Here is a 21358-nt window from a genome sequence, read left to right on the forward strand (position 1 = left end):
CATCCATGATGCGCGACGGGCGGCGCTTCGGGACGGGGTGGCGTGGGTCCGGTCCGTCAGGCCCGGATGCGCAGGCCCCGAGGGGTGGCGTGGAAGCCGGACTCCTCCAGCGGGCGGGCGAGTGGTGAGGTCAGGGCCGCGGTGCCGTTGATCCGCTCGACCGTGACCGTGCCGAGGGTGCCCGCCCGGGCCGCCGCGGCGAGCGACTCGGCCGCCGCCCGCAGCGGCGGGGCATCCGGCTCGGTCGGCCAGGACAGCAAGGTCTTCCCGCCGCGCTCCATGTAGAGCGTGAGCTCGCCGTCGACGAGGACGACCAGGGAGCCGGCCTTGCGTCCGGGCTTGTGGCCTGCGCCGGTCGGTGGCTCCGGCCAGGGCAGCGCCGCCCCGTACGCGTTCGCCGGATCGGCGGCCGCGAGGACCACGGCGCGGGGTGCGGTGTGCGCGTCGGCACGGTCACGGGCGGTCGACGCTGCTCGGAGCCGGTCCACCGCACCGTCCATGGCGAACTGCGCGGCACCCAGGCCCTCGACGACATAGCCCCGACGGGCCTGCCCGCTGTCCTCGAAGGCGGACAGGATGCGGTACGTCGCCGAGAACCCGCCCTCGACCCCTTCGGCGGCGACCGCGCCCCGGGTGACCACGCCGTGACGGTCCAGCAGCGTGCGGGCCAGGGCATGCGCGCGGTGCGTGGGGTCGGGCTCCGGAGCGGGCAGCAGGGACCAGCGACCGGAGACGGTGGGCGGGCCGCTCCGGGACGCGGGGCGCGCGGCTGCCCTCAGCGAGCCGTAACGCCCGCGCGGGACCGTGCGTTTGGCGCGGTGCGCCGTGGAGCCGGCGGTACGGCCCGAGCCGAGGAGCGAGCGCAGCGGCCCCAGGGTGTCGTTGGTCAGCCGCCCCGACCACGCCAGGTCCCAGAGCGCGTCGGCCAGTTGGGGATCGGTGACGTCGGGATGGGTGGTGGCACGGACCTGGTCGGCGATCTGGCGGAAGAACAGGCCGTATCCACCGGAGAGAGCCGTGAGGACCGACTCGTGGAGGGCCGTCGGCTCCAGTGGGTGCGGCTGCGGGAGAAGCAGCGGCACCGCGTCGGCGAGATAGAGGGAGATCCAGCCGTCCTTGCCGGGCAGCGCGCCCGCTCCTGCCCACACCACCTCGCCGGCCGTCGTCAGCTCGTCGAGCAGGCCCGGTGCGTAGCCGCTGACCCGGGACGGGAGGATCAGCTTCTCCAGCGCGGAGGCGGGGACGGGGGCGCCCTGCAACTGCTCGACGGCGCGGGCCAGTCCGTCGACGCCGCGCAGGCTGTTGTTCCCCAGATGCTGCCATTGAGGGAGGAAGGTCGCGAGCGCGGCGGGCGGGACCGGCTCCAGCTCCTGGCGGAGCGCGGCGAGGGAGCGGCGGCGCAGCCGCCGCAGCACGGCCGCGTCGCACCACTCCTGGCCGATGCCCGACGGGTGGAACTCGCCCTGCACCACGCGCCCGCCTGCCGCGAGGCGCTGCAACGCCCCGTCCGTGACGGCCGCGCCGAGCCCGAACCGTGCGGCGGCCCGGGACGAGGTGAACGGGCCGTGCGTACGGGCGAAGCGGGCCAGCAGATCGCCCAACGGGTCCTTCACGGGCTCCATGAACGCCTCGGGGACGCCGACGGGGAGCGCCGTGCCCAGCGCGTCCCGCAGCCGTCCGGCGTCCTCGATCGCCGCCCAGTGGTCGGCGCCCGCGATACGTACCCGGATGGCACGGCGGGCCCCGGCGAGCTCTTCCGGCCAGCGGGGGTCCGCGCCACGCTCGGTCAGCTCGGCCGTGGTGAGCGGCCCGAGGACACGCAATGCGTCGGCGACGCCTTCCGTGTCCTTGAGCCCCCGGTCCTCCGTGAGCCACTGGAGCTCCTGCTCCAGCTCCGCGAGGACATCCGCGTCGAGCAACTCCCGCAGCTCCGCCTGGCCGAGCAGCTCGGCCAGCAGTCGGGAGTCCAGGGACAGCGCGGCGGCGCGGCGCTCGGCCAGCGGTGAGTCGCCCTCGTACAGGAACTGCGCCACATAGCCGAAGAGGAGGGAGCGGGCGAACGGGGACGGCTCCGGGGTGGTGACCTCCACCAGCCGGACCCGGCGGGACTCGATGTCGCCCATCAGCTCTTCGAGCCCGGGGACGTCGAAGACGTCCTGAAGGCACTCCCGCACGGCCTCCAGGACGATCGGGAACGAGCCGAACTCGCTTGCCACCTGGAGCAGCTGGGCCGCGCGTTGACGCTGCTGCCAGAGCGGGGTGCGCTTGCCGGGGCTGCGGCGCGGCAGCAGCAGAGCGCGCGCCGCGCACTCGCGGAAGCGGGACGCGAACAGCGCGGAGCCGCCGACCTGGTCGGTGACGATCTGACGGATCTCGCCCTTGTCGAAGAGGGTGTCGGAGGCGCCGATCGGGGCCTGGTCGCTGTCGTACGCCGTGTCCAGGTGCACCGGGTCCTGGTCGAGCAGGTCCAGGCCCATCAGATCGGCGTCGGGCAGCCGCAGCACGATTCCGTCGTCCGCGTGCATGACCTGCGCGTCCATGCCGTACCGCTCGGCGAGACGCGCGCCCAGTGCGAGCGCCCACGGGGCGTGCACCTGGGCGCCGAACGGTGAGTGCACCACGACCCGCCAGTCGCCCAGCTCGTCACGGAACCGCTCGACGAGGATCGTGCGGTCGTCGGGCACATGTCCGCAGGCGCGGCGCTGCTCGTCGAGATACGAGAGCACATTGCCGGCCGCCCACGCGTCGAGACCGGCGGTCATCAGCCGCAGCCGGGCGTCCTCCTCGGGCAGCGAACCGACCTCGCGGAGGAACGCGCCGACCGCACGGCCCAGTTCGAGCGGCCGGCCGAGCTGGTCGCCCTTCCAGAACGGCAGCCGGCCGGGCACGCCGGGCGCGGGGGAGACCAGCACCCGATCGCGAGTGATGTCCTCGATCCGCCAGGAGGTGGTGCCCAGGGTGAAGACATCTCCGACGCGGGACTCGTAGACCATCTCCTCGTCGAGCTCGCCGACCCGGCCGCCTCCCTTCTTCGGGTCGGCCCCGGCGAGAAAGACACCGAAGAGACCCCGGTCCGGGATCGTGCCGCCCGAGGTGACGGCGAGCCGCTGGGCGCCGGGACGCCCCGTGACCGTCCCGGCGACCCGGTCCCACACCACCCGCGGACGCAGTTCCGCGAAGGCGTCGGAGGGATAGCGGCCCGCCAGCATGTCCAGCACGGCCGTGAAGGCCGACTCGGGGAGCGAGGCGAAAGGAGCGGCGCGCCGCACCACGGTGAGCAGATCGTCGACCTGCCAGGTGTCGAGGGCGACCATGGCGACGAGCTGCTGGGCCAGCACGTCCAGCGGATTGGCCGGGATACGGAGCGACTCGATCGAACCGGTGCGCATCCGCTCGGTGACCACGGCGGCCTGGACGAGATCGCCCCGGTACTTGGGGAAGACCACGCCTGTGGACACGGCGCCCACCTGGTGTCCCGCGCGGCCGACGCGCTGAAGACCGGAGGCGACCGACGGTGGCGACTCGACCTGGACGACCAGGTCCACCGCGCCCATGTCGATGCCCAGCTCCAGGCTCGACGTCGCGACGACCGCGGGCAGCCGGCCCGCCTTCAGATCCTCCTCGACGAGCGCGCGCTGCTCCTTGGAGACCGAGCCGTGGTGCGCGCGGGCGAGCAGCGCCGGTGCGCCCTGCGCGGCGCCCGACTGCGCCATGATCTCGGCGGGCGGAGCGCCTTCGGGAAGCGGCTCGCCGACTGCCCGTTCGTACGCGATCTCGTTGAGCCGGTTGCACAACCGCTCGGCCAGCCGACGGGAGTTGGCGAAGACGATCGTCGATCGGTGGGCCTGCACCAGATCGGCGATCCGCTCCTCCACATGCGGCCAGATCGACGGCTTCTCACCGGGACCGTCCGCCTCGGAGGCAGGCGAACCTCCGAGCTCGCCCAGGTCCTCGACCGGGACGACGACGGAGAGGTCGAACTCCTTGCCGGACGGCGGCTGGACGATCTCCACCTTGCGCTGCGGCGACAGATAGCGCGCCACCTCGTCCACCGGCCGGACGGTCGCGGACAGCCCGATGCGGCGCGCGGGGCGGGGGAGCAGCTCGTCCAGCCGCTCCAGCGAAAGGGCGAGATGCGCACCCCGCTTGGTGCCCGCCACCGCGTGCACCTCGTCCAGGATCACCGTCTCGACACCGGTCAGCGCCTCGCGGGTGGACGACGTCAGCATCAGGAACAGCGACTCGGGAGTGGTGATCAGAATGTCCGGCGGGCGGGTCGCCAGAGCCCGCCGCTCGGCGGCCGGGGTGTCACCGGACCGGATCCCGACCCGCACCTCGGGCTCCGGCAGCCCGAGCCGGACGGACTCCTGCCGGATTCCGGTCAGCGGGCTGCGCAGATTCCGCTCGACGTCGACCGCCAGCGCCTTGAGCGGCGACACGTACAGCACGCGGCAGCGCTGCTTCGCGTCCGCGGGCGGTGGAGCGGACGCGAGACGGTCGAGCGCCGCGAGGAACGCTGCCAGGGTCTTGCCGGAACCGGTCGGCGCCACGACCAGCACGTCCGACCCTCGCCCGATCGCCTGCCAGGCGCCTTCCTGGGCCGCGGTGGGCGCGCTGAACGCCCCCGTGAACCAGCCACGGGTCGCGGGCGAGAAGGAATCGAGTGCCGTCCTGGACATGCCCCCATCGTGCACCGCCCCACTGACAATCGCCCGGACCTGCGAGAATGACCTCATGGCAGAGGGTGAGTGGGCACGGTACTGGCAGCCCGAACGGCTGCCGGGCATCGATCTGCTCCGGGCCCGCTACGTCCGGCACACCTTCCCCCGTCACAGCCACGAGGGCTACGTCTTCGCCACCATCACCGGCGGTATCGAGGAGGTCGGGCTGCCCGGCGGTGTCGTGAACGCCGGACCCGGCACCGTCGTCATGATCAATCCGGAGGTCCCGCACAGCGCCAGGGCCGGGACCCCCGAGGGCTGGGTGTACTCGACCCTCTATCCGTCGGCGCAGGTGGTCGCCGAGATCGCCGAGGAGACCACGACGATCCGTGGTACCGCGGGCTTCGCCGAGACGGATGTGGTCGACCACCAGGCGGCCCGGCTGATCCGGGAGGTCCACCGCGCGGCCGAGGAGGGTAACGCGCTGGCCGCCGACAGCGTGCTGCGGATCATGGTCGCCCGCATGCTGCGCCACTACGGAAGCACCCTGCCGCCGCGCGAACCGCGCACGTCGGGCGCGCGCAACGCGGCGCGCGCCCGTGCGCTGCTGGAGGAGCGGATGGACGATCCGCCCACGCTCCAGGTCCTGGCCGCGGAGCTGGGGACCAGTCCGTTCGCCCTGCTGCGGGCCTTCCGCAACAGCTACGGCATGCCTCCGCACGCCTGGCTCACCGACGCGCGGGTCCGCCGCGCCCGTCGGCTGCTGGACCTGGGCACGGCCCCGGCGCAGACCGCCGTCGCCGTGGGATTCGCCGATCAGCCTCATCTCAACCGGCACTTCACGCGCATCGTGGGTGTGCCGCCCGGCGCGTACCAGCGGGGGCGTGGAGTCGGCAGGGCCCGCTGAAACGAGCCGAGCCCCCAGGATCGCGACGCCGCCTGGGCCTCGACCTCGCCTGTGCCTCGACCCCGCCTGGGTGCAAGAACGTACAAGACCCGGGACGCACCGCCCCCGTAACGTCCACGGCGTGGCAGAACAGACAGCATCAGCAGAGATACCCAGAGAGGGCGAACCCCGTGCAGCGGCCGGTGAGCCCGGCCGGGACACGGCCCTCGGCGCACCGGAGAAAGCGGACTCCGCCGTCGTACGGGACGCCCTGGGCGTCGGCGTCGCCGTCGGCCTGTCCGGCTTCGCCTTCGGGGTGACGGGCGCGGGCGCCGGTCTCGACGTCCTGCAGATCTGCGCCCTCAGCCTGCTCGTGTTCACCGGCGCCTCACAGTTCGCGCTGGTCGGCGCGCTCGCGGCGGGCGGCAACCCGTTCACCGCCGCTGCCGGCGCCTTCTTCCTCGGCACCCGCAACGCCTTCTACGGCCTCAGGCTGTCCCAGCTCCTCGCCCTGCCCCGGTCCGTACGTCCCTTCGCCGCCCACTGGGTCATCGACGAGACCACCGCCGTCGCCCTGGCCCAGCCCACCCGCCGGGCCGCACGCCTCGGATTCACCGCCACCGGCCTCACGCTCTATGTGCTGTGGAACCTCACCACGCTGCTCGGGGCGCTCGGCGCCGAGGCGATCGGCGACACGAACGCCTGGGGTCTGGACGCGGCCGGGCCCGCCGTGTTCCTCGCCCTGCTGGCCCCCATGCTGCGCACGACGACCGAGCGGGCGGTCGCGGGCATCGCCGTCGTCCTGGGCATCGGACTGCTGCCGGTGCTCCCCGCCGGAGTTCCGGTGCTCGTCGCGGCACTCGCCGCACCGGCCGTGCTGTGGTGGCAGGGCCGCACGATCATGAACAAGCGGAAGGGAGCGGACCGTTGAACGTCTGGATCGCGATCGGCGTGACCGCGGTCGCCTGCTACCTGGTCAAACTGGTCGGGCTACTGGTCCCCGCGGGGGCACTGGAGCGCCCGCTCGTCCAGCGGCTCGCCGCCCTGCTGCCGGTGGCCCTGCTGGCAGCGCTCACCGCGCAGCAGACCTTCAGCGCCGGGAACGCGCTGGTGCTCGACGCCAGGGCCGCGGGTCTGGGCGCAGCCGCGATCGCGCTGGTCCTGCGAGCGCCCTTCCTCCTCGTCGTCGCGGCGGCCGTGCTCGTCACGGCCGGGGTACGGGCGCTCGGAGGCTGAGGCGCCGCACCGCCCGTGCCTCAGCGCAGCACGCGTCCGTGCGCCCGCAACGTCCGCAGCGCCTCGATCGTCACGATGGGACGCCACTCCAGGGCCGTGCTCGGCGCCCACTGGCGCCACCGGACCGGCCAGCCGCCGTCCTCCTGCTGCTCACGGGCGAGATGGTCCAGGGACCGCTCCATCTCCTCGTCCGTGAACCAGCGGCGCGCCAGCGAATCCGGCACACGCGCGTAGTCGTACGCGAAGTGGTACTCGCCCGGCGCGTACCCGGCCGCCACCGGGTAGTCGTCCGACCGGCGCGGGTCCAGCACCACGAGCCGCTGCTCGCGGACGAGCCGCCCGAGCCGGTCCGCCGCCGCCTCGGCACGCGACCGGTCCGGGACACCGTCCAGGAACGCGATCGCCGCCTGGATCTCGTACGGATGCGACTTCTTCAGCCCCTCCACCGCGGCCCAGCAGAAGTCCGTCGCGCGGAACAGCCACGCGTGCCACACCTGGTTGCGGTGCAGCAGGCCGACCACCGGCCCGGTGGCCAGCAGCTCGCTCGGCGGCTCCGAGACGATCGGGATGAACGGAGCCGTCGGGTAGCCCCGCTGCGAGGGATGGATCACGGGCAGTGCCCCGTCCCGGGTGGCCACGTCCGTGAAGTAGCGGCACATCCGCTCCACGCGCAGCCCGCCGCAGCGCCCTACGGAGTCCAGGACGCGCAGGGCCTGCGCCGTGTGCAGCGGCTGGCTCACGGGGCCGCGCAGATCGGGCTCGAGGGCGTGGCCGTAGCCGCCGTCCTCGTTGAGGTACGCCGTCAGCGCCGCCTCGACCGGGTCCGCCGCCGCACCCAGGAAGTGGTACGCGAACCGCCGCTGTTCCAGCACGCGGGCCGTCAGCCAGACGAAGTGCTCGGCCCGCGCCAGAGGTGTTCCAGCCATGCTCCGACGGTAGGGCGGAAACGGGTTTCGGCAAGGCGTACGGGCAAGGCTGCACTCTCAGGAGGCGGATACTGGTGTCATGCGGTTGACGATTTTCTGGGAACGGATGGAAGAGCACTTCGGCGTGGCGTACGCCGACTCCTTCGCGCGTGACCATGTGATGGCCGAACTCGGGGGCCGCACGGTCCACCAGGCGCTGGCCGCCGGCTGGGAGACGAAGGATGTCTGGCGCGGGGTCTGCGCCGCGGTCGGCATCCCCGCGGACAAGCGTTGAGCGCCCGTATCCAGAAGTTGTCCACAGGCCCGCGCCGGTTGCCGCCGCGGTAGGCGAGACTGGCTCCGTGGCACCGACTGACGAAACCGCCCAGGACGAGAACCGCCCGACCACCCAGTACGCGGAGGCCGGGCGGCTCGACGACGACGCAGGCCGCCCGGCTGCCGGGCCCGAGGCACCGGCGAGGGTCCCCGCGCCCGCCACCGCTCCGGACGGCGGGGCCGGGACCGGCGGGCGTGCCGTCACGGCAGGCGGGCCGGGACGGATGCCGCGCTGGCTGCCCCGCGCCATGGTGCTGGCGCTGGCGCTCTACGGCTGCTTCCAGCTCGGGAACTGGGCCTTCCACCAGCTCATCGGCCTGCTGATCAACGTTCTGATCGCGTTCTTCCTCGCGCTGGCGATCGAGCCCGCCGTGGGCCGGATGGCGGCCCACGGTATGCGCCGCGGCGTCGCCACCTTCCTCGTCTTCATCGCCGTGCTGATCGCCGGCGTCGGCTTCGTCGTGCTGCTCGGCTCGATGCTGGCCGGCCAGATCGTCGAGATGGTCGAGGAATTCCCCCAGTACCTCGACCAAGTGATCAACTGGATCAACAAGACGTTCCACAGCGAACTGTCCCGGGTCGCGATCCAGGACAGTCTGCTGCGCTCCGACTGGCTGCAGAAGTACGTGCAGAACAGCGCGAGCGGGGTGCTCGACGTCTCGGCGACCGTGCTCGGCGGACTGTTCAAGCTGCTGACGATCTTCCTGTTCTCCTTCTACTTCGCGGCCGACGGACCCCGCCTGCGGCGCGCGCTCTGCTCGGTGCTGCCGCCGTCCAAGCAGGCCGAGGTGCTGCGGGCCTGGGAGATCGCGGTCGACAAGACCGGCGGCTACATCTACTCGCGCGGGCTCATGGCGCTGATCTCCGGCGTCGCCCACTACATCCTGCTGGCGCTCCTGGGCGTGCCGTACGCCCCGGCGCTGGCCGTGTGGGTGGGGCTGGTGTCGCAGTTCATCCCCACGATCGGCACGTATCTCGCGGGCGCCCTGCCGATGCTGATCGCGTTCACCATCGAGCCCTGGTACGCGCTGTGGGTGCTGGGCTTCGTCCTGATCTACCAGCAGTTCGAGAACTATGTGCTGCAGCCCAAGCTCACCTCCAAGACGGTGGACATCCATCCTGCGGTCGCGTTCGGCTCGGTCATCGCCGGCACGGCGCTGCTGGGCGCCGTCGGCGCGCTGATCGCGATTCCCGCGGTCGCCACGCTGCAGGCCTTCCTCGGCGCGTATGTGAAGCGGTACGCCGTGACGGAGGACCCACGCGTCCACGGCCACCGGCGCCACGGCGAGGCGGTCCTCGCCCGCCTCCAGCGCGCGCTGCGCACCAAGAGGGACGAGACGCCTCCTCCGGAGGAGAGCGGCGCCTGAGGCTTCCCGTCCGCGGCGCGCCGGCCGTCCTGTCCTGTGACGGCGGGCAGTTCATGTCGCCGAAGCTAGCGCGGCGTGGTGTCGTCGGCCCTGAACGGACCGCCGTGGCCGGGCACGATCAGGTCCGCGGCGGTCAGCACACGGAGCCGGGAGGCGCGCAACACCTCTCGGTCGGGGGCTACCGGGTCGTCCGCCGGGCCGTCCGCGTGCCACCACAGGTCACCGGCGAAGGCCACCACGCCCGAGTCCGTGCCCGCCAGCAGCGTGATGTCCTCGGCGCTGTGGCCCGGGGTGCGGATCAGCCGTAGCGACGGGGTGAGTTCGTAACCCTCCGCATCCCGGTTCCTCCACTGATCGCCGAGGTACTCCACCTTGTGGTCGTGCACCCGGGCCCGTCCGAACAAGCCCACGTTCATGGTGTTGTCCGGGTGGTGGTGGCTGAGCACCACGTCGGTGATGTCGTCGGGACCGAGCCCCAACTCATGGAGCGGGGCGAGGATACGGTCGCGACTCGCCACCATGCCCGGGTCGAAGATCACATGCCGGCCGGCGTCGGAGACGTAGGAGACGGTGGCGGCGACTCCGGGACCGGTGGAGCCGACGTATCCGGTGGTCAGGATCGTGTACACGGCGCTGCGGCCGAGCGGTGCGTCTGTCATGGCCCCAATCCTTCAGGGCAGGACGATCGTTCACGAGTGGCACAGCTGCCGCTGACCGCAGGATCAGTGCCACACTGGCACGTGTGCCTCCCTTCGTGACCGTCGCCGCGTACACCCCGCCCGAAGTCGGCATGCTCGCCGTCGGCATCGTCACCGAGGTCTTCGGCCCGCACGGCGAGACACTGCCCGGTTTCGACTTCGCCCTGTGCACCGACCGGCCCGGGCCGGTCCCCACCGACCTCGGCGTGCCGCTCACCATCACGCACGGCCTGGACCGGCTCGCCTCGGCCGATCTGGTGATCGCCCTGCCGTGGGCCGGCTTTCGCACACCACTGGCTCCCGCCGTGCTCGAGGCGCTGTCGGCCGCACACGAGCGCGGCTCAACGGTCGCGGCCCACTGCGTCGGCGCCTTCGCGCTCGCCGCCGCCGGACTGCTCGACGGCCGGCGGGCCACCACTCACTGGCGGTTCGCCGAACTGCTCGCCCGCCGCCACCCCGAAGTGACCGTCGAACCCGATGCCCTCTACGTCGACGAAGGACGCCTCATCACCGGCGCGGGAGCCGCCGCGGGCTTCGATCTCTGCCTGCACCTGCTGAGACGGGAGTACGGAGCCGCGATGGCCAACGCTGTTGCCCGGGACGTGGTGCTGCCCTCCCACCGCGACGGCGGGCAGGCACAGTATCTGGCCGCCCCCGTCCCCGAAGACTGCCGCGACGAGCGCCTCGCCGAGGTGCTCGCGTGGGCCTGCGAGAACCTCCACCAGCCGCTTCCCGTCGCGGAACTGGCCCGGCGTGCCGTGATGAGCAAACGCTCCTTCGCCCGCCGCTTCACCGCCGCGACCGGCACCACTCCCCACGCCTGGCTGCGGAGCCTGCGTCTGAGCAGTGCCGAGGAGCTCCTCGAGACCACGGACCTGCCGGTCGAGGAGATCGCCCATCGTGTCGGATACGGAAGCGCGGCCGTCCTGCGCGAACAGTTCGTGCGCCGCCGGGGAGTGCCGCCGCGCACCTACCGCCGCTCCTTCACGAACACGCCGTGACGAACAAGGCGAGCCAACACGCTCCCAGTAGGGCCGTCGCCTCCGGCTCCCGCAGGCACCTGGTCACGGATTGAGCTGCGGAAGTCCTTCCGGTCAAGCGTCGATGGCACGGATGCCCGGTCGTCAGACTCGATGGCAGTCGGTCAAGGTTCCCTGTCACAGGACAACTGCTTCCCAGCGGTCCGCTGAGAACAGGGACAACGCGAATCGTGCAGCTGCCGGAGGCGCTGATCCTCCCGACTACCCAGTGCAGCCCGTCCGTGCCGGTCCGGAACCGCACCACGTCGGGGGTCGCGGGCGAAGAAGCGGCGTACGCGGCGTCCATATGGTTGACCCGAGGTCGATCATCAGCTCCCCACCGAGCACGCGCCGACAGAGCTCCTGCTGCGGCGCCGTGACTAACCCTCAGCTTGGCGGGGCATGCGCAGAGATGCGTCCAGAATGGTCATGAGCTGTGCATCACGGCTCTTGCCAGTCGGCGCCAGCGGGTATCTGTTCAGAACATCGATCAGGACGGGTGTGGCGCGTTGTCGAGCCTCCTCGACCAGCCGGAGCCCGACGGCGAAGTCATCGTCCGCGTTCAATTCTCCAACGCGCGCGGCGCTTGCAGCGGCTCTGAGGATATGACCCACCTGGGTGGCTTTCGCGATCGGATGGAGGTAGGCCGCAGCGGCGGCATCTCCTGCGGCGCGTGCAGCGAGCCGTGCGGCCTCCGTGGTCGCTTCCTTTGCCGCCCGATGGGCATCCAAGGAGGTGATTCGCTGAAGTTTGGTCCTTCTCGCGCCGTTCACGAACTGCTGTGCGGCGTTGATGGCTGCACGAGGCCGAGGATCGCCGGGGTTGGCGTCCTCGAAGACAGGAAGAACTTCCTCAGCGCTCTCCAGAACGTAGTGTGCGACGACACGCAGTTCGTCCATCGTCAGTTCAAAGTCCCCAGATGCGATCGTCACGGACCCGATTCTCCCATCGAGCGATCACCTGCGGTCTCAGACGGGGTAGTCGGGACCGTCGGCGCATCCCGGCGGCGCCGGAGTTCACCGACCTCGCCTGTACCTGCACGCCCTCGTCCCCGCCCTCGTCACGGCCGGGCTGGAAGGGTACGAGGCCAAAGAGATCCACTACTGACAAGGGCTGACGAGCGCGCCGGTGTCGCTCGGCGAGGTGTCGCGTCCGGGCGTCCGGCTCGCACGTCGTCCAGGTAGTCGCCACCGGCCTACCACGCTCACGTCTTCAGAGCCTGCCGACAAGCGTTGTTACGGTCTGACCCACAGTGCCCCCGCAACCGTTCCGGCCCCGTATGGGTCCTCCGTATCGGGGTCCCGGGTGGGCCATGTGGTGCGTGAGGGTGGGGGAACGCCGTGTGGGCCCGACGGGCAGCGAGGGGTATCAGCGAGTTCGTGATGGAGAGGGTTGGGGGAAGCCGTCGCCGAGGTGATCCTCACCCTGGTCGCCTGCGTCCTGCTCGCTTGCCTGGCTTTGATCGCCTACCTGAGCTGGCTGGTCGCACCGTCTGACCTGCGGAGATGCCTGTTCGGCGCGTCGGGGACAGGGTCGAAGCTGCGTCCTCCATGGTGCGGGCGGCCAGCCATCACGCTCACTGGCCGACCACGACGCTCGGTCACAGCACCTCCGTCCCCGGTGCGGGTGGTGCGCTTGACACCAAAATCGAACATCCATTCTCATGGGAGTCCGGCCTTGGAATCCCGGGGTTTTCGCCGGGTTTTCCACAGGCTGGAGGGACGCCGGGGCGCATTGTCAGTGGCACGGGATAGCGTCTTTGACGTGAAGCGATCGACTCAAGCAAATCGGGTGGAACCCATGGCAGGAACCGACCGCGAGAAGGCGCTCGACGCCGCGCTCGCACAGATTGAACGACAATTCGGCAAGGGCGCCGTGATGCGCCTGGGCGAGCGGCCGAACGAGCCCATCGAGGTCATCCCCACCGGGTCGACCGCACTCGACGTCGCGCTCGGCGTCGGCGGCCTGCCGCGTGGCCGTGTGGTGGAGGTGTACGGACCGGAGTCCTCCGGTAAGACGACCCTGACGCTGCACGCCGTCGCCAACGCGCAGAAGGCCGGCGGCCAGGTCGCCTTCATCGACGCCGAGCACGCCCTCGACCCCGAGTACGCGAAGAAGCTCGGTGTCGACATCGACAATCTGATCCTGTCCCAGCCGGACAACGGCGAGCAGGCGCTCGAGATCGTCGACATGCTCGTCCGCTCCGGCGCGCTCGACCTGATCGTCATCGACTCCGTCGCCGCGCTCGTGCCGCGTGCGGAGATCGAGGGCGAGATGGGTGACTCCCACGTCGGTCTCCAGGCCCGGCTGATGAGCCAGGCGCTGCGGAAGATCACCAGCGCGCTCAACCAGTCCAAGACCACGGCGATCTTCATCAACCAGCTCCGCGAGAAGATCGGCGTGATGTTCGGCTCGCCGGAGACCACGACCGGTGGCCGCGCGCTGAAGTTCTACGCCTCGGTGCGTATCGACATCCGCCGCATCGAGACCCTGAAGGACGGCACGGAAGCCGTCGGCAACCGCACCCGCTGCAAGGTCGTCAAGAACAAGGTGGCGCCGCCCTTCAAGCAGGCCGAGTTCGACATCCTCTACGGCCAGGGCATCAGCCGCGAGGGCGGCCTGATCGACATGGGCGTGGAGCACGGCTTCGTCCGCAAGGCCGGCGCCTGGTACACGTACGAGGGCGACCAGCTCGGCCAGGGCAAGGAGAACGCGCGCAACTTCCTGAAGGACAACCCCGATCTCGCCGATGAGATCGAGAAGAAGATCAAGGAGAAGCTGGGCGTCGGAGTGAGCCCCGAAGCCCCGGCGGCCGAGCCGGCTGCGGACGCGGCGGCGAGCCCGACCGACGCGCCCGCGAAGTCGGTGCCCGCGCCCGCCGCCAAGGCGACCAAGGCCACCAAGGCGGCTACGGCGACCAAGAGCTGACCGGTACCGTGCCCGACCCCAGCACGCGGCGTACCGCGGACAGGCCGGGCGGCAGTTCCGCATCGTCGAGGGCCGACAACGAGCTGCCGCCCCAGGATCCCGGCGAGCGGGCGCGGGCGATCTGTCTGCGCTTGCTCACCGGCACCCCGCGCACCCGCAAGCAGCTTGCCGACGCGCTGCGCAAGCGTGAGATCCCGGAGGAGATCGCCGAGGAGGTCCTGTCCCGATTCGAGGACGTCGGCCTCATCGACGACGCCGCGTTCGCGGACGCCTGGGTGGAGTCCCGGCACCATGGGCGGGGCCTGGCCCGCCGCGCCCTCGCCCGCGAGTTGCGCACCAAGGGCGTCGACTCGGCGCTGATCGACGAGGCGGTCGGGCAGCTCGACTCCGATCAGGAGGAGGAGACGGCCCGCGAGCTGGTCGCCCGCAAGCTCCGCTCCACCCGCGGCCTCGACCGGGACCGCCGGCTCCGCCGTCTTGCGGGCATGCTCGCCCGCAAGGGATACCCGGAGGGCATGGCCCTGCGGGTGGTCCGCCGGGCCCTCGAGGAAGAGGGCGAGGACACCGAAGGCCTGGACGGCCTGGAAGACGGTCTGTCCTGAGCCCAACTGACGGAATGGCGCCGTCCGCCCGCAGCGCGTCGGCGGGATGCGTCAGACACAGCCCAGGAGTGCCCGGCCCGCCCGGCCCGACGTGGGGGCCGATCGAAAAGACCCACAGGAGCGGACCGGTGTCCCCGGAGGGGACGGGGCGAGGGAGACCGCGCCCCGGGACACCGGTCCGCTTCCGTGCTCCGCAGGCCGCCCTGTACCGCTGCTGAGGTCCGATCGCCGAGGCCTGCCCGGCTGAGGGGCCTCGGCCGAGGCCCGTCCGGTGCACGGGCCCGCGGTGCGGGGCCCGCCTACGCCCCTGCGCCCGGCACCCGGACCGGCAGCCCTTCCGCCCGCCATGCCTGGAAGCCGCCCGCGAGATCGGTCGCGCGGTGCAGCCCGAGCTGCTTGAGCGAAGCCGCTGCGAGCGACGAGGCGTACCCCTCGTTGCAGACGACCACGACCCGCAGATCGTGGCTGGTGGCTTCCGGTGCGCGATGGCTGCCCAGCGGGTCCAGCCGCCACTCCAGCTCATTGCGCTCGACGACGAGCGCCCCGGGGATCAGCCCGTCCCGGTCGCGCAGCGCCGCATAGCGGATGTCCACCAGCAGCGCCCCGTCCGCCGCCGCCTCGAACGCCTCGCGCGGCCCGACACGGTCCAGTCCCTCACGCACCCGCTCCAGCAAGTCGTCGATGCCCAGGGATCGTTCACTCACTGCCAGTCCTCCGGACGCTCGACCTGCTCAAGACGCAGCACCGCGCCGGTCCTGCTGAAACGGCGGATCAGCGGCAGCGGCGGATAGTACGCGTGGACCGAGACCGCGTGCTCGGCCGTGGACTCGTTGAGCACCTCGTGCACATGGTGCCGGCCGAACGCCCGCCCCTGCCCCGGGCCGAGCCGCCGCTCGCGGTCCACGTCCTCGGCCAGCTCCAGGGTCCTCCAGCCGCTCGCCGGGAGCCGTACAGCGAGGGAGTTCTCCTTGAGTTCGCCCGACGCCGTGGCGAAGGCACCGACCGATTCCGCGTGGTCGTGCCAGCCGGTGCCGGTGCCCGGCGGCCAGGCGATCAGCCACGCCTCACTGCCGCCCGGCCCGGTCAGCCGCACCCATGTGCGGCCCTCGGGGTCGAGGGGAAGCGAGGCGATCAGTTCGGTGTCGGCGGCGGTGTGCCGAACGAAGTCGAGCAGCTCGGCCGCGGTGGGCGCGGCCTCTTCCGTACGTACAGGAACAGACTGGGGCACGAGAACCGTCCTGGGAGTTCGCAGTGGTGCGCGCGGCCCCGGCGTACGCAGGCACGTAGGCGTGGATGCGCCGACGTGAGTGCGTGTGTACGTATGCGTGTACGCATCGCGCACGGACGTGGCCGCGAGGAGGAGAAGGAAGGCGAAGTCAGCAGGACGGGCGACACACGCAGCCCGCATAGCGGAGCAGATCCATATGGACCCTCCGCCACAGGCGCACATCGGTGTCGGTCATGCCCGGAGTACACCATGTGCGCCCGCGTCGGTCAATTGATGTCCGCAGTACGGTCGAAGGCTCGCCCCGACAGGCCAGAGGCGTGGTCCTCGCGCCGCGGCGAGGATCCTGGCGCACCGCCCCGTACCGCGTCCGCCGCCGCGTACAGCTCGGCGGGGCGCACGCCCCCGAAAGCCGTGACCAGGTGCCCGTCCGGCCGTACCAGCAGCACCGTGTGTGCCGAGGCCCCCGGATAGGACTCGGCGACGAGCAGCTCCGCCGGAGCGGGCAGCGCCGACACGGCGGAGGCGAGCCGGGGCATCACACCCGCCGTCATCCAGTGCCGTCGGTCCCACACCCCCGTGCCCGGAGCGACCAGGACCACCAGCATCCGGCCCCGCCCCAGCCGGTCCCAGAGCCGTACGGTCGTGCCGTCCGGCGCCATGACGAGCACATCGGCGACCGGTGCGCCGATCGGGGTCCCGACAGCCGCGTGCGCCTCGGCGTGTGGAGGCGCGAGGGGGGAGTGCCGGTACGCGGGGGGCGCACCCAGCGCGCCGAGCCCCAGGTGCCCGTCGGTCAGGAGGGTGTCGTGGCCGCGTGCCGCACCCGGCAGACAGGCCCGCAGCCCTCCGCTTCCGCGCAGTATCGGCAGCGACTGGTCGGCGGCGCGCAGCCGTGCGGCCACCGCTGTGCGCCGCTCGGCCTGGTAGCTGTCGAGCAGGGTGTCCGAGGCTCCGTGGTGCCAGGCCTGGGCCAGCTTCCACGCCAGGTTCTCGGCGTCACGCAGCCCCTCGTCCAGCCCTTGGGTGCCGACGGCACCGAGGAGATGGGCGGCGTCCCCGGCGAGGAACGCGCGGTCCACGCGCCACCGCCGGGCAAGGCGGTGGTGCAGGGTGTAGACGCCGGTGTCGATGAGGTCGTACTGCGGTGGCCCGTCGCACCAGCCGGACAGCGTGTCCCGTACGCGGGACACCAGCGCGTCGGGTGTCACCAGTTCGCCGCGGGCCGGCAGCAGCCAGTCCAACCGCCAGGCGCCGTCCGGCAGCGCCCTGGCGGTCACCTCCTCGCCGACCGCGCGCCACGGCGGCATCCGGTGCAGCACGGCCTCGCCCGGCCAGGGCAGTTCGGTACGCAGGGCGGCGACGGCATGGCGCTCCACCGCGGTACGGCCGGCGAAGCGGATGCCGAGCAGCTTCCGCACGGTCGACCGTGCCCCGTCGCAGCCGACCAGATAGCTCCCGCGCCACCAGGTCGCCCCCGGTCCGCGGGTGTGCGCGGTGACCCCGCCGGCGTCCTGCTCCAGTGCGTCGAGCCGGCTGTGCGTGGTGGTCTGCACCAGATCGACGGCGGCGACGGCGTCCCGCAGCCCCCGCATCAGAGCGTGCTGCGGAATGTGCACCGGGGCAGGCAGATCGTTTCCGCCGAGCCGCAGCGTGCGCAACTCCTGCTTGCGCCTCAGTGACCGCCAGCCGACCCAGCGGGCACCCTCGTCACGGATCGTGGCGCAGCCGAGCCGTTCCATCAGGGCGGCCGTGTCGGCTCGCAGGACGACCGTACGTGCGGTGCGCGGCTCGTCCTTCCCCGCGCCCTCGTCGAGGACGACGGAGGGAACGCCCTGCGCGGCCAGGGCCAGCGAGAGCGCGAGCCCCACGGGGCCCGCGCCGACGACGATCACCGGGTCCACGGCGTTGCTCCCGAGACCCGCAGGGACAGAGCGAACAGTGGGGTTGGGCCGGTTGGGGCCCGGTGCGCGATCACAGAACGTATGCAACCCACTGCCGGTGCCCCCGTCAAGCGACGAAGGGGCGACGGCGCTCTCGCGCCGTCGCCCCTCACCGACCGGGTGTCCTTCGGTCCGTCAGCTCGCGTTGCCGTCGTCGACCTTCAGGACGGGAGGGCCAACGGTCTCCAGACCGCCGCCGGGCCCGGCGTGCACCACCGCGCCCGTGCTCTTCTTGCCGCGCCGCAGCTTGCGCTCCAGCCAGCCCGCCATCGTGGTGAGGGCGAAGTTCAGGGCGACGAAGATGACGGCGACGACCGTGAAGCTGGCGATCGTGTTCGCACCGTAGTTGGCGCTCATCGGGCGGACCGAGGCCAGCAACTCGGAGAAGGAGAGCATCGCGCCCCCGAGCGCGGTGTCCTTCACGATGACCACCATCTGGCTGACGATCGCGGGGAGCATGGCCGTCACGGACTGCGGAAGCAGCACGTGCCGCATCGTCTGGCCCTTGCGCATGCCGATCGCCTTCGCGGCGTCCGTCTGGCCGCTCGGCAGGGACTGGATGCCGGCCCGGACGATCTCCGCGAGCACCGAGGCGTTGTAGAGCACCAGACCGGTGACGACCGCGTACAGCGGGCGCACGTCGCTGCTGATGTTCGTGAAGTCGGCGTACGCCTGGTTGGCGAACAGCATCAGGATCAGCACGGGGATGGCGCGGAAGAACTCCACGACCGTGCCGGCGGCACCGCGGACCCACCCGTGGTCGGAGAGCCGGGCGATACCGAAGACCGCGCCGAGCGGCAGCGCGATGACGAGGGCGAGAGACGCGGCGATCAGGGTGTTCTGCAGCCCGGGCCAGATGTAGGTCGTGTACGGCTGGGAACTCGTGAAGAACGGCTCCCACTTGATCCAGTCGAGCTGGCCCTTGGAGCTGAGACCGTCGTACACCCACCACACGACCAGGGCGAGCACGGCCGTGAACAGGATGGTGTACCCGATGTTGCGCCGCTTGGCACGGGTGCCCGGGGCGTCGTAGAGAACGGAGGTCATCGCTTCACCGCCACCTTCTTGCTCACCCATCCGAGCACCAGTCCGGTCGGCAGCGTGAGGCAGATGAAGCCGAACGCGAAGACCGCGACGATCGGGATCAGGGCGGCGTACGTCTCGATCCAGGACTTCATGAGGAGCGAGGCCTCCGCGACACCGATCACCGAGGCGACGGTGGTGTTCTTGGTCAGCGCGATCAGTACGTTGGCCAGCGGGTTGACGACCGACCGGAAGGCCTGCGGAAGGACGATGAGAGTCAGCACCTGGGTGAAGCTCAGCCCCAGGGCCCGCGCGGCCTCCGCCTGCCCGACGGGCACGGTGTTGATGCCGGACCTCAGCGCCTCGCACACGAAGGACGCGGTGTAGGCGATCAGTCCCAGCACCGCCAGCCGGAAGTTGATCACCTCGAAGACATCCCCGCCCAGGGTGACGCCCAGCGTCTGGAACAGCCCCAGCGAGGTGAAGAGGATGACGACGGTGAGCGGGATGTTACGCACGACGTTCACGTACGCGGTGCCGACGGCCCGCATCAGCGGCACCGGGCTGACCCGCATGCCGGCCAGCAGCGTTCCCCATATCAGGGAGCCGATGGCCGAGTAGACGGTGAGCTTCACCGTCACCCAGAAGGCGCCCAGCAGGGCGTCCATATTCAGAAAGTCGAACACGATCTCCCGCGCTTCCGCGTCTGCGTGTGGGAAGGACTCGGCGCGCCGCCGCCGTCAGCGGCGGCGCGCCCGGTCAGCCAAGCGTCACTTGACGATGTTGCCGATCTTCGGCGCGGGCTCGTTCTTGTAGCCGGCCGGGCCGAAGTGAGCCTCGACGGCCTTGTCCCAGGACTTGTCCTGGACCATCTTCTCCAGCGCCTTGTCGATCTTGCCCTTGAGCTCGGCGTCGCCCTTCTTCAGGCCGATGCCGTAGTTCTCGTTGCTCATCTTGAAGCCGGCGAGCTTGAACTTGCCCTTGAACGACTCCTGCGCGGCGTAGCCGGCGAGGATCGAGTCGTCGGTGGTGAGCGCGTCGATGACCTTGTTCTCCAGGCCGGTGAGGCACTCGGAGTAGCCGCCGTACGTCTGGAGCTGCGCCTTGGGGGCGAGCTTCTCCTTGACGTTCTGCGCCGAGGTCGAACCGACGACAGAGCAGAGCTTCTTGTTGTTCAGGTCCTCCGGGGACTTGATCGAGTCGTCGTCGGCGCGGACCAGGATGTCCTGGTGGGCGAGCAGGTACGGGCCGGCGAAGTCCACCTTGGCCAGACGCTTGTCGTTGATCGAGTAGGAGGCGACGATGAACTTGACGTCGCCGCGCTCGATCGCGGTCTCGCGGTCGGCGCTCTTGGTCTCCTTGAAGACGATGTCGCCCTCTTCGTAACCGAGCTCCTTGGCCACGTAGCGGGCCACGTCGACGTCGAAGCCCTGGTACTTGCCGTCCGGCGTCTTCAGGCCGATGCCCGGCTGGTCGATCTTGATACCGATCGTGATCTTGTCGCCGCCGCCCGCGGAACCACCGCCGGCCGCGTCGTCCTTCTTGCCGGAACCACAGGCGGAGACGGTGAGGGCGAGCGCGACGGCAGCGGCTGCGGCGGCGGAGGCCTTACGGAGCTTCATGGTGAACTTCCCTTGGTTAGACGTGATGTGGGCGATCAGCAGAACCCTGCCCCGGGCCAACGATGCCCAGGTGTGAATGGGTTCAGTGGTGCAGGATCTTCGAAAGGAAGTCCTTGGCCCGGTCGCTGCGCGGATTGCTGAAGAACTCCTCGGGCGTCGCCTCTTCGACGATCTTGCCGTCCGCCATGAACACGACGCGGTTGGCGGCCGAGCGGGCGAAGCCCATCTCGTGGGTGACGACGACCATCGTCATGCCGTCCCGCGCGAGCTGCTGCATGACCTCCAGCACCTCGTTGATCATCTCGGGGTCGAGCGCGGAGGTCGGCTCGTCGAACAGCATGACCTTGGGGTCCATCGCCAGGGCCCGCGCGATCGCGACGCGCTGCTGCTGACCGCCGGAGAGCTGCGCCGGGTACTTGTCGGCCTGTGAGCCGACGCCCACCCGGTCGAGCAGCTTGCGCGCCTTCTCCTCCGCGGCCTTCTTGTCCGTCCTGCGGACCTTGAGCTGGCCCAGCATGACGTTCTCCAGCACCGTCTTGTGTGCGAAGAGGTTGAACGACTGGAAGACCATGCCGACGTCGGCGCGCAGCCGTGCCAGCTCCCTGCCCTCCTCGGGCAGCGCCTTCCCGTCGATCGTGATCGAGCCGGAGTCGATCGTCTCCAGCCGGTTGATCGTGCGGCACAACGTGGACTTACCGGACCCGGAGGGCCCGATGACGACCACGACCTCGCCGCGCGCGATCGTCAGGTCGATGTCCTGGAGCACATGCAGCGCGCCGAAGTGCTTGTTGACGTTGCTCAGTACGACCAGGTCCGTCGCGGCCGGTACGGCGTCCTCGGCACCCTTGGTCACTGAAACTCCGCTCATCGGCTTCTTGCTCCGTCCTCCTCGGTTGGGAGGACCTTA

General features: G+C 71.0%; 19 protein-coding genes and 1 pseudogene. 8 read left to right on the top strand and 12 right to left on the bottom strand.

Features of this window, described 5'->3' with window-relative positions:
• Positions 1–56: 56 nt before the first annotated feature.
• Positions 57–4679, bottom strand: a complete 4623-nt coding sequence (locus tag OG766_RS26350) for an ATP-dependent helicase (protein WP_328726325.1) — start codon at positions 4677–4679, stop codon at positions 57–59.
• A 55-nt stretch (positions 4680–4734) separates the two neighbouring features.
• Here OG766_RS26350 and OG766_RS26355 point away from each other — a divergent pair, with 55 nt between their 5' ends.
• From OG766_RS26355 to OG766_RS26365, 3 genes are all read left to right on the top strand, one after another.
• The gene (locus OG766_RS26355) at positions 4735–5568 is read left to right on the top strand and encodes an AraC family transcriptional regulator (protein ID WP_328726326.1); all 834 of its coding nucleotides are present in this window, start codon (positions 4735–4737) and stop codon (positions 5566–5568) included.
• 121 nt (positions 5569–5689) lie between these two features.
• The gene (locus OG766_RS26360; protein WP_443045539.1) at positions 5690–6478 is read left to right on the top strand and encodes an AzlC family ABC transporter permease; all 789 of its coding nucleotides are present in this window, start codon (positions 5690–5692) and stop codon (positions 6476–6478) included.
• Positions 6475–6783: an AzlD domain-containing protein gene (locus OG766_RS26365; protein ID WP_266388512.1), complete on the top strand. Its 309-nt coding sequence runs from the start codon at positions 6475–6477 to the stop codon at positions 6781–6783. The genes OG766_RS26360 and OG766_RS26365 overlap by 4 nt, the downstream gene beginning before the upstream one ends.
• A gap of 20 nt (positions 6784–6803) precedes the next feature.
• On the opposite strand, the gene OG766_RS26370 is transcribed toward OG766_RS26365, so the two are convergent.
• Positions 6804–7709 (bottom strand): hypothetical protein, encoded by a 906-nt coding sequence (locus tag OG766_RS26370; protein WP_266388509.1) that lies wholly within the window; start codon positions 7707–7709, stop codon positions 6804–6806.
• 79 nt (positions 7710–7788) lie between these two features.
• Between OG766_RS26370 and OG766_RS26375 the strand changes: the two genes are divergently transcribed.
• Together OG766_RS26375 and OG766_RS26380 are read left to right on the top strand one after the other, a co-directional pair.
• Positions 7789–7983 carry a DUF3046 domain-containing protein gene (locus OG766_RS26375; protein ID WP_266388506.1) on the top strand — a complete coding sequence of 65 codons (195 nt, stop codon included), beginning with the start codon at positions 7789–7791 and terminating at the stop codon, positions 7981–7983.
• A 265-nt stretch (positions 7984–8248) separates the two neighbouring features.
• Positions 8249–9391 carry an AI-2E family transporter gene (locus OG766_RS26380; RefSeq protein WP_323137369.1) on the top strand — a complete coding sequence of 381 codons (1143 nt, stop codon included), beginning with the start codon at positions 8249–8251 and terminating at the stop codon, positions 9389–9391.
• 65 nt (positions 9392–9456) lie between these two features.
• On the opposite strand, the gene OG766_RS26385 is transcribed toward OG766_RS26380, so the two are convergent.
• Positions 9457–10050, bottom strand: a complete 594-nt coding sequence (locus OG766_RS26385; protein WP_328726327.1) for an MBL fold metallo-hydrolase — start codon at positions 10048–10050, stop codon at positions 9457–9459.
• 131 nt (positions 10051–10181) lie between these two features.
• Here OG766_RS26385 and OG766_RS26390 point away from each other — a divergent pair, with 131 nt between their 5' ends.
• Positions 10182–11090, top strand: coding sequence for a GlxA family transcriptional regulator (locus OG766_RS26390; RefSeq protein ID WP_328727530.1), 909 nt, complete (start codon positions 10182–10184; stop codon positions 11088–11090).
• A 398-nt stretch (positions 11091–11488) separates the two neighbouring features.
• Here the strand turns inward: OG766_RS26390 and OG766_RS26395 are convergent, their stop codons facing one another.
• Positions 11489–12040: a putative immunity protein gene (locus tag OG766_RS26395; protein ID WP_328726328.1), complete on the bottom strand. Its 552-nt coding sequence runs from the start codon at positions 12038–12040 to the stop codon at positions 11489–11491.
• 868 nt (positions 12041–12908) lie between these two features.
• On the opposite strand from OG766_RS26395, the gene recA reads away from it, so the two are divergent.
• Complete coding sequence (recA, locus tag OG766_RS26400; RefSeq protein ID WP_266388494.1) at positions 12909–14036, top strand: recombinase RecA; 1128 nt, start codon at positions 12909–12911, stop codon at positions 14034–14036.
• Positions 13919–14638: pseudogene (gene recX / locus OG766_RS26405) on the top strand (recombination regulator RecX); the annotation flags it as partial. The gene recA and the pseudogene recX, both read left to right, overlap by 118 nt.
• Positions 14639–14937: 299 nt before the next feature.
• On the opposite strand, the gene OG766_RS26410 reads toward recX, so the two are convergent.
• From OG766_RS26410 to OG766_RS26440, 8 genes are all read right to left on the bottom strand, one after another.
• Positions 14938–15342, bottom strand: coding sequence for a rhodanese-like domain-containing protein (locus OG766_RS26410; protein ID WP_266388491.1), 405 nt, complete (start codon positions 15340–15342; stop codon positions 14938–14940).
• Entirely contained in the window at positions 15339–15866 is a 528-nt protein-coding gene (locus OG766_RS26415; protein ID WP_266388489.1) for a cysteine dioxygenase, read from the bottom strand. The genes OG766_RS26410 and OG766_RS26415 overlap by 4 nt, the downstream gene beginning before the upstream one ends.
• Before the next feature lie 148 nt (positions 15867–16014).
• Positions 16015–16101 (bottom strand): putative leader peptide, encoded by an 87-nt coding sequence (locus tag OG766_RS36770; protein WP_311307652.1) that lies wholly within the window; start codon positions 16099–16101, stop codon positions 16015–16017.
• A gap of 31 nt (positions 16102–16132) precedes the next feature.
• Positions 16133–17767 (bottom strand): FAD-dependent monooxygenase, encoded by a 1635-nt coding sequence (locus OG766_RS26420; RefSeq protein WP_328726329.1) that lies wholly within the window; start codon positions 17765–17767, stop codon positions 16133–16135.
• A 174-nt stretch (positions 17768–17941) separates the two neighbouring features.
• Positions 17942–18853: an amino acid ABC transporter permease gene (locus OG766_RS26425; RefSeq protein WP_266388483.1), complete on the bottom strand. Its 912-nt coding sequence runs from the start codon at positions 18851–18853 to the stop codon at positions 17942–17944.
• On the bottom strand, positions 18850–19515 hold the full coding sequence (locus OG766_RS26430) for an amino acid ABC transporter permease (protein ID WP_328726330.1): 666 nt from the start codon (positions 19513–19515) through the stop codon (positions 18850–18852). Before OG766_RS26430 ends, OG766_RS26425 begins: the two co-directional genes overlap by 4 nt.
• Before the next feature lie 84 nt (positions 19516–19599).
• Entirely contained in the window at positions 19600–20451 is an 852-nt protein-coding gene (locus OG766_RS26435; RefSeq protein WP_328726331.1) for a glutamate ABC transporter substrate-binding protein, read from the bottom strand.
• A gap of 82 nt (positions 20452–20533) precedes the next feature.
• Complete coding sequence (locus OG766_RS26440; RefSeq protein WP_266388476.1) at positions 20534–21319, bottom strand: amino acid ABC transporter ATP-binding protein; 786 nt, start codon at positions 21317–21319, stop codon at positions 20534–20536.
• Positions 21320–21358: the final 39 nt, after the last annotated feature.

The sequence above is a fragment of the Streptomyces sp. NBC_00259 genome (assembly GCF_036181745.1).
In the GTDB taxonomy this organism is placed as follows: domain Bacteria; phylum Actinomycetota; class Actinomycetes; order Streptomycetales; family Streptomycetaceae; genus Streptomyces; species Streptomyces pratisoli.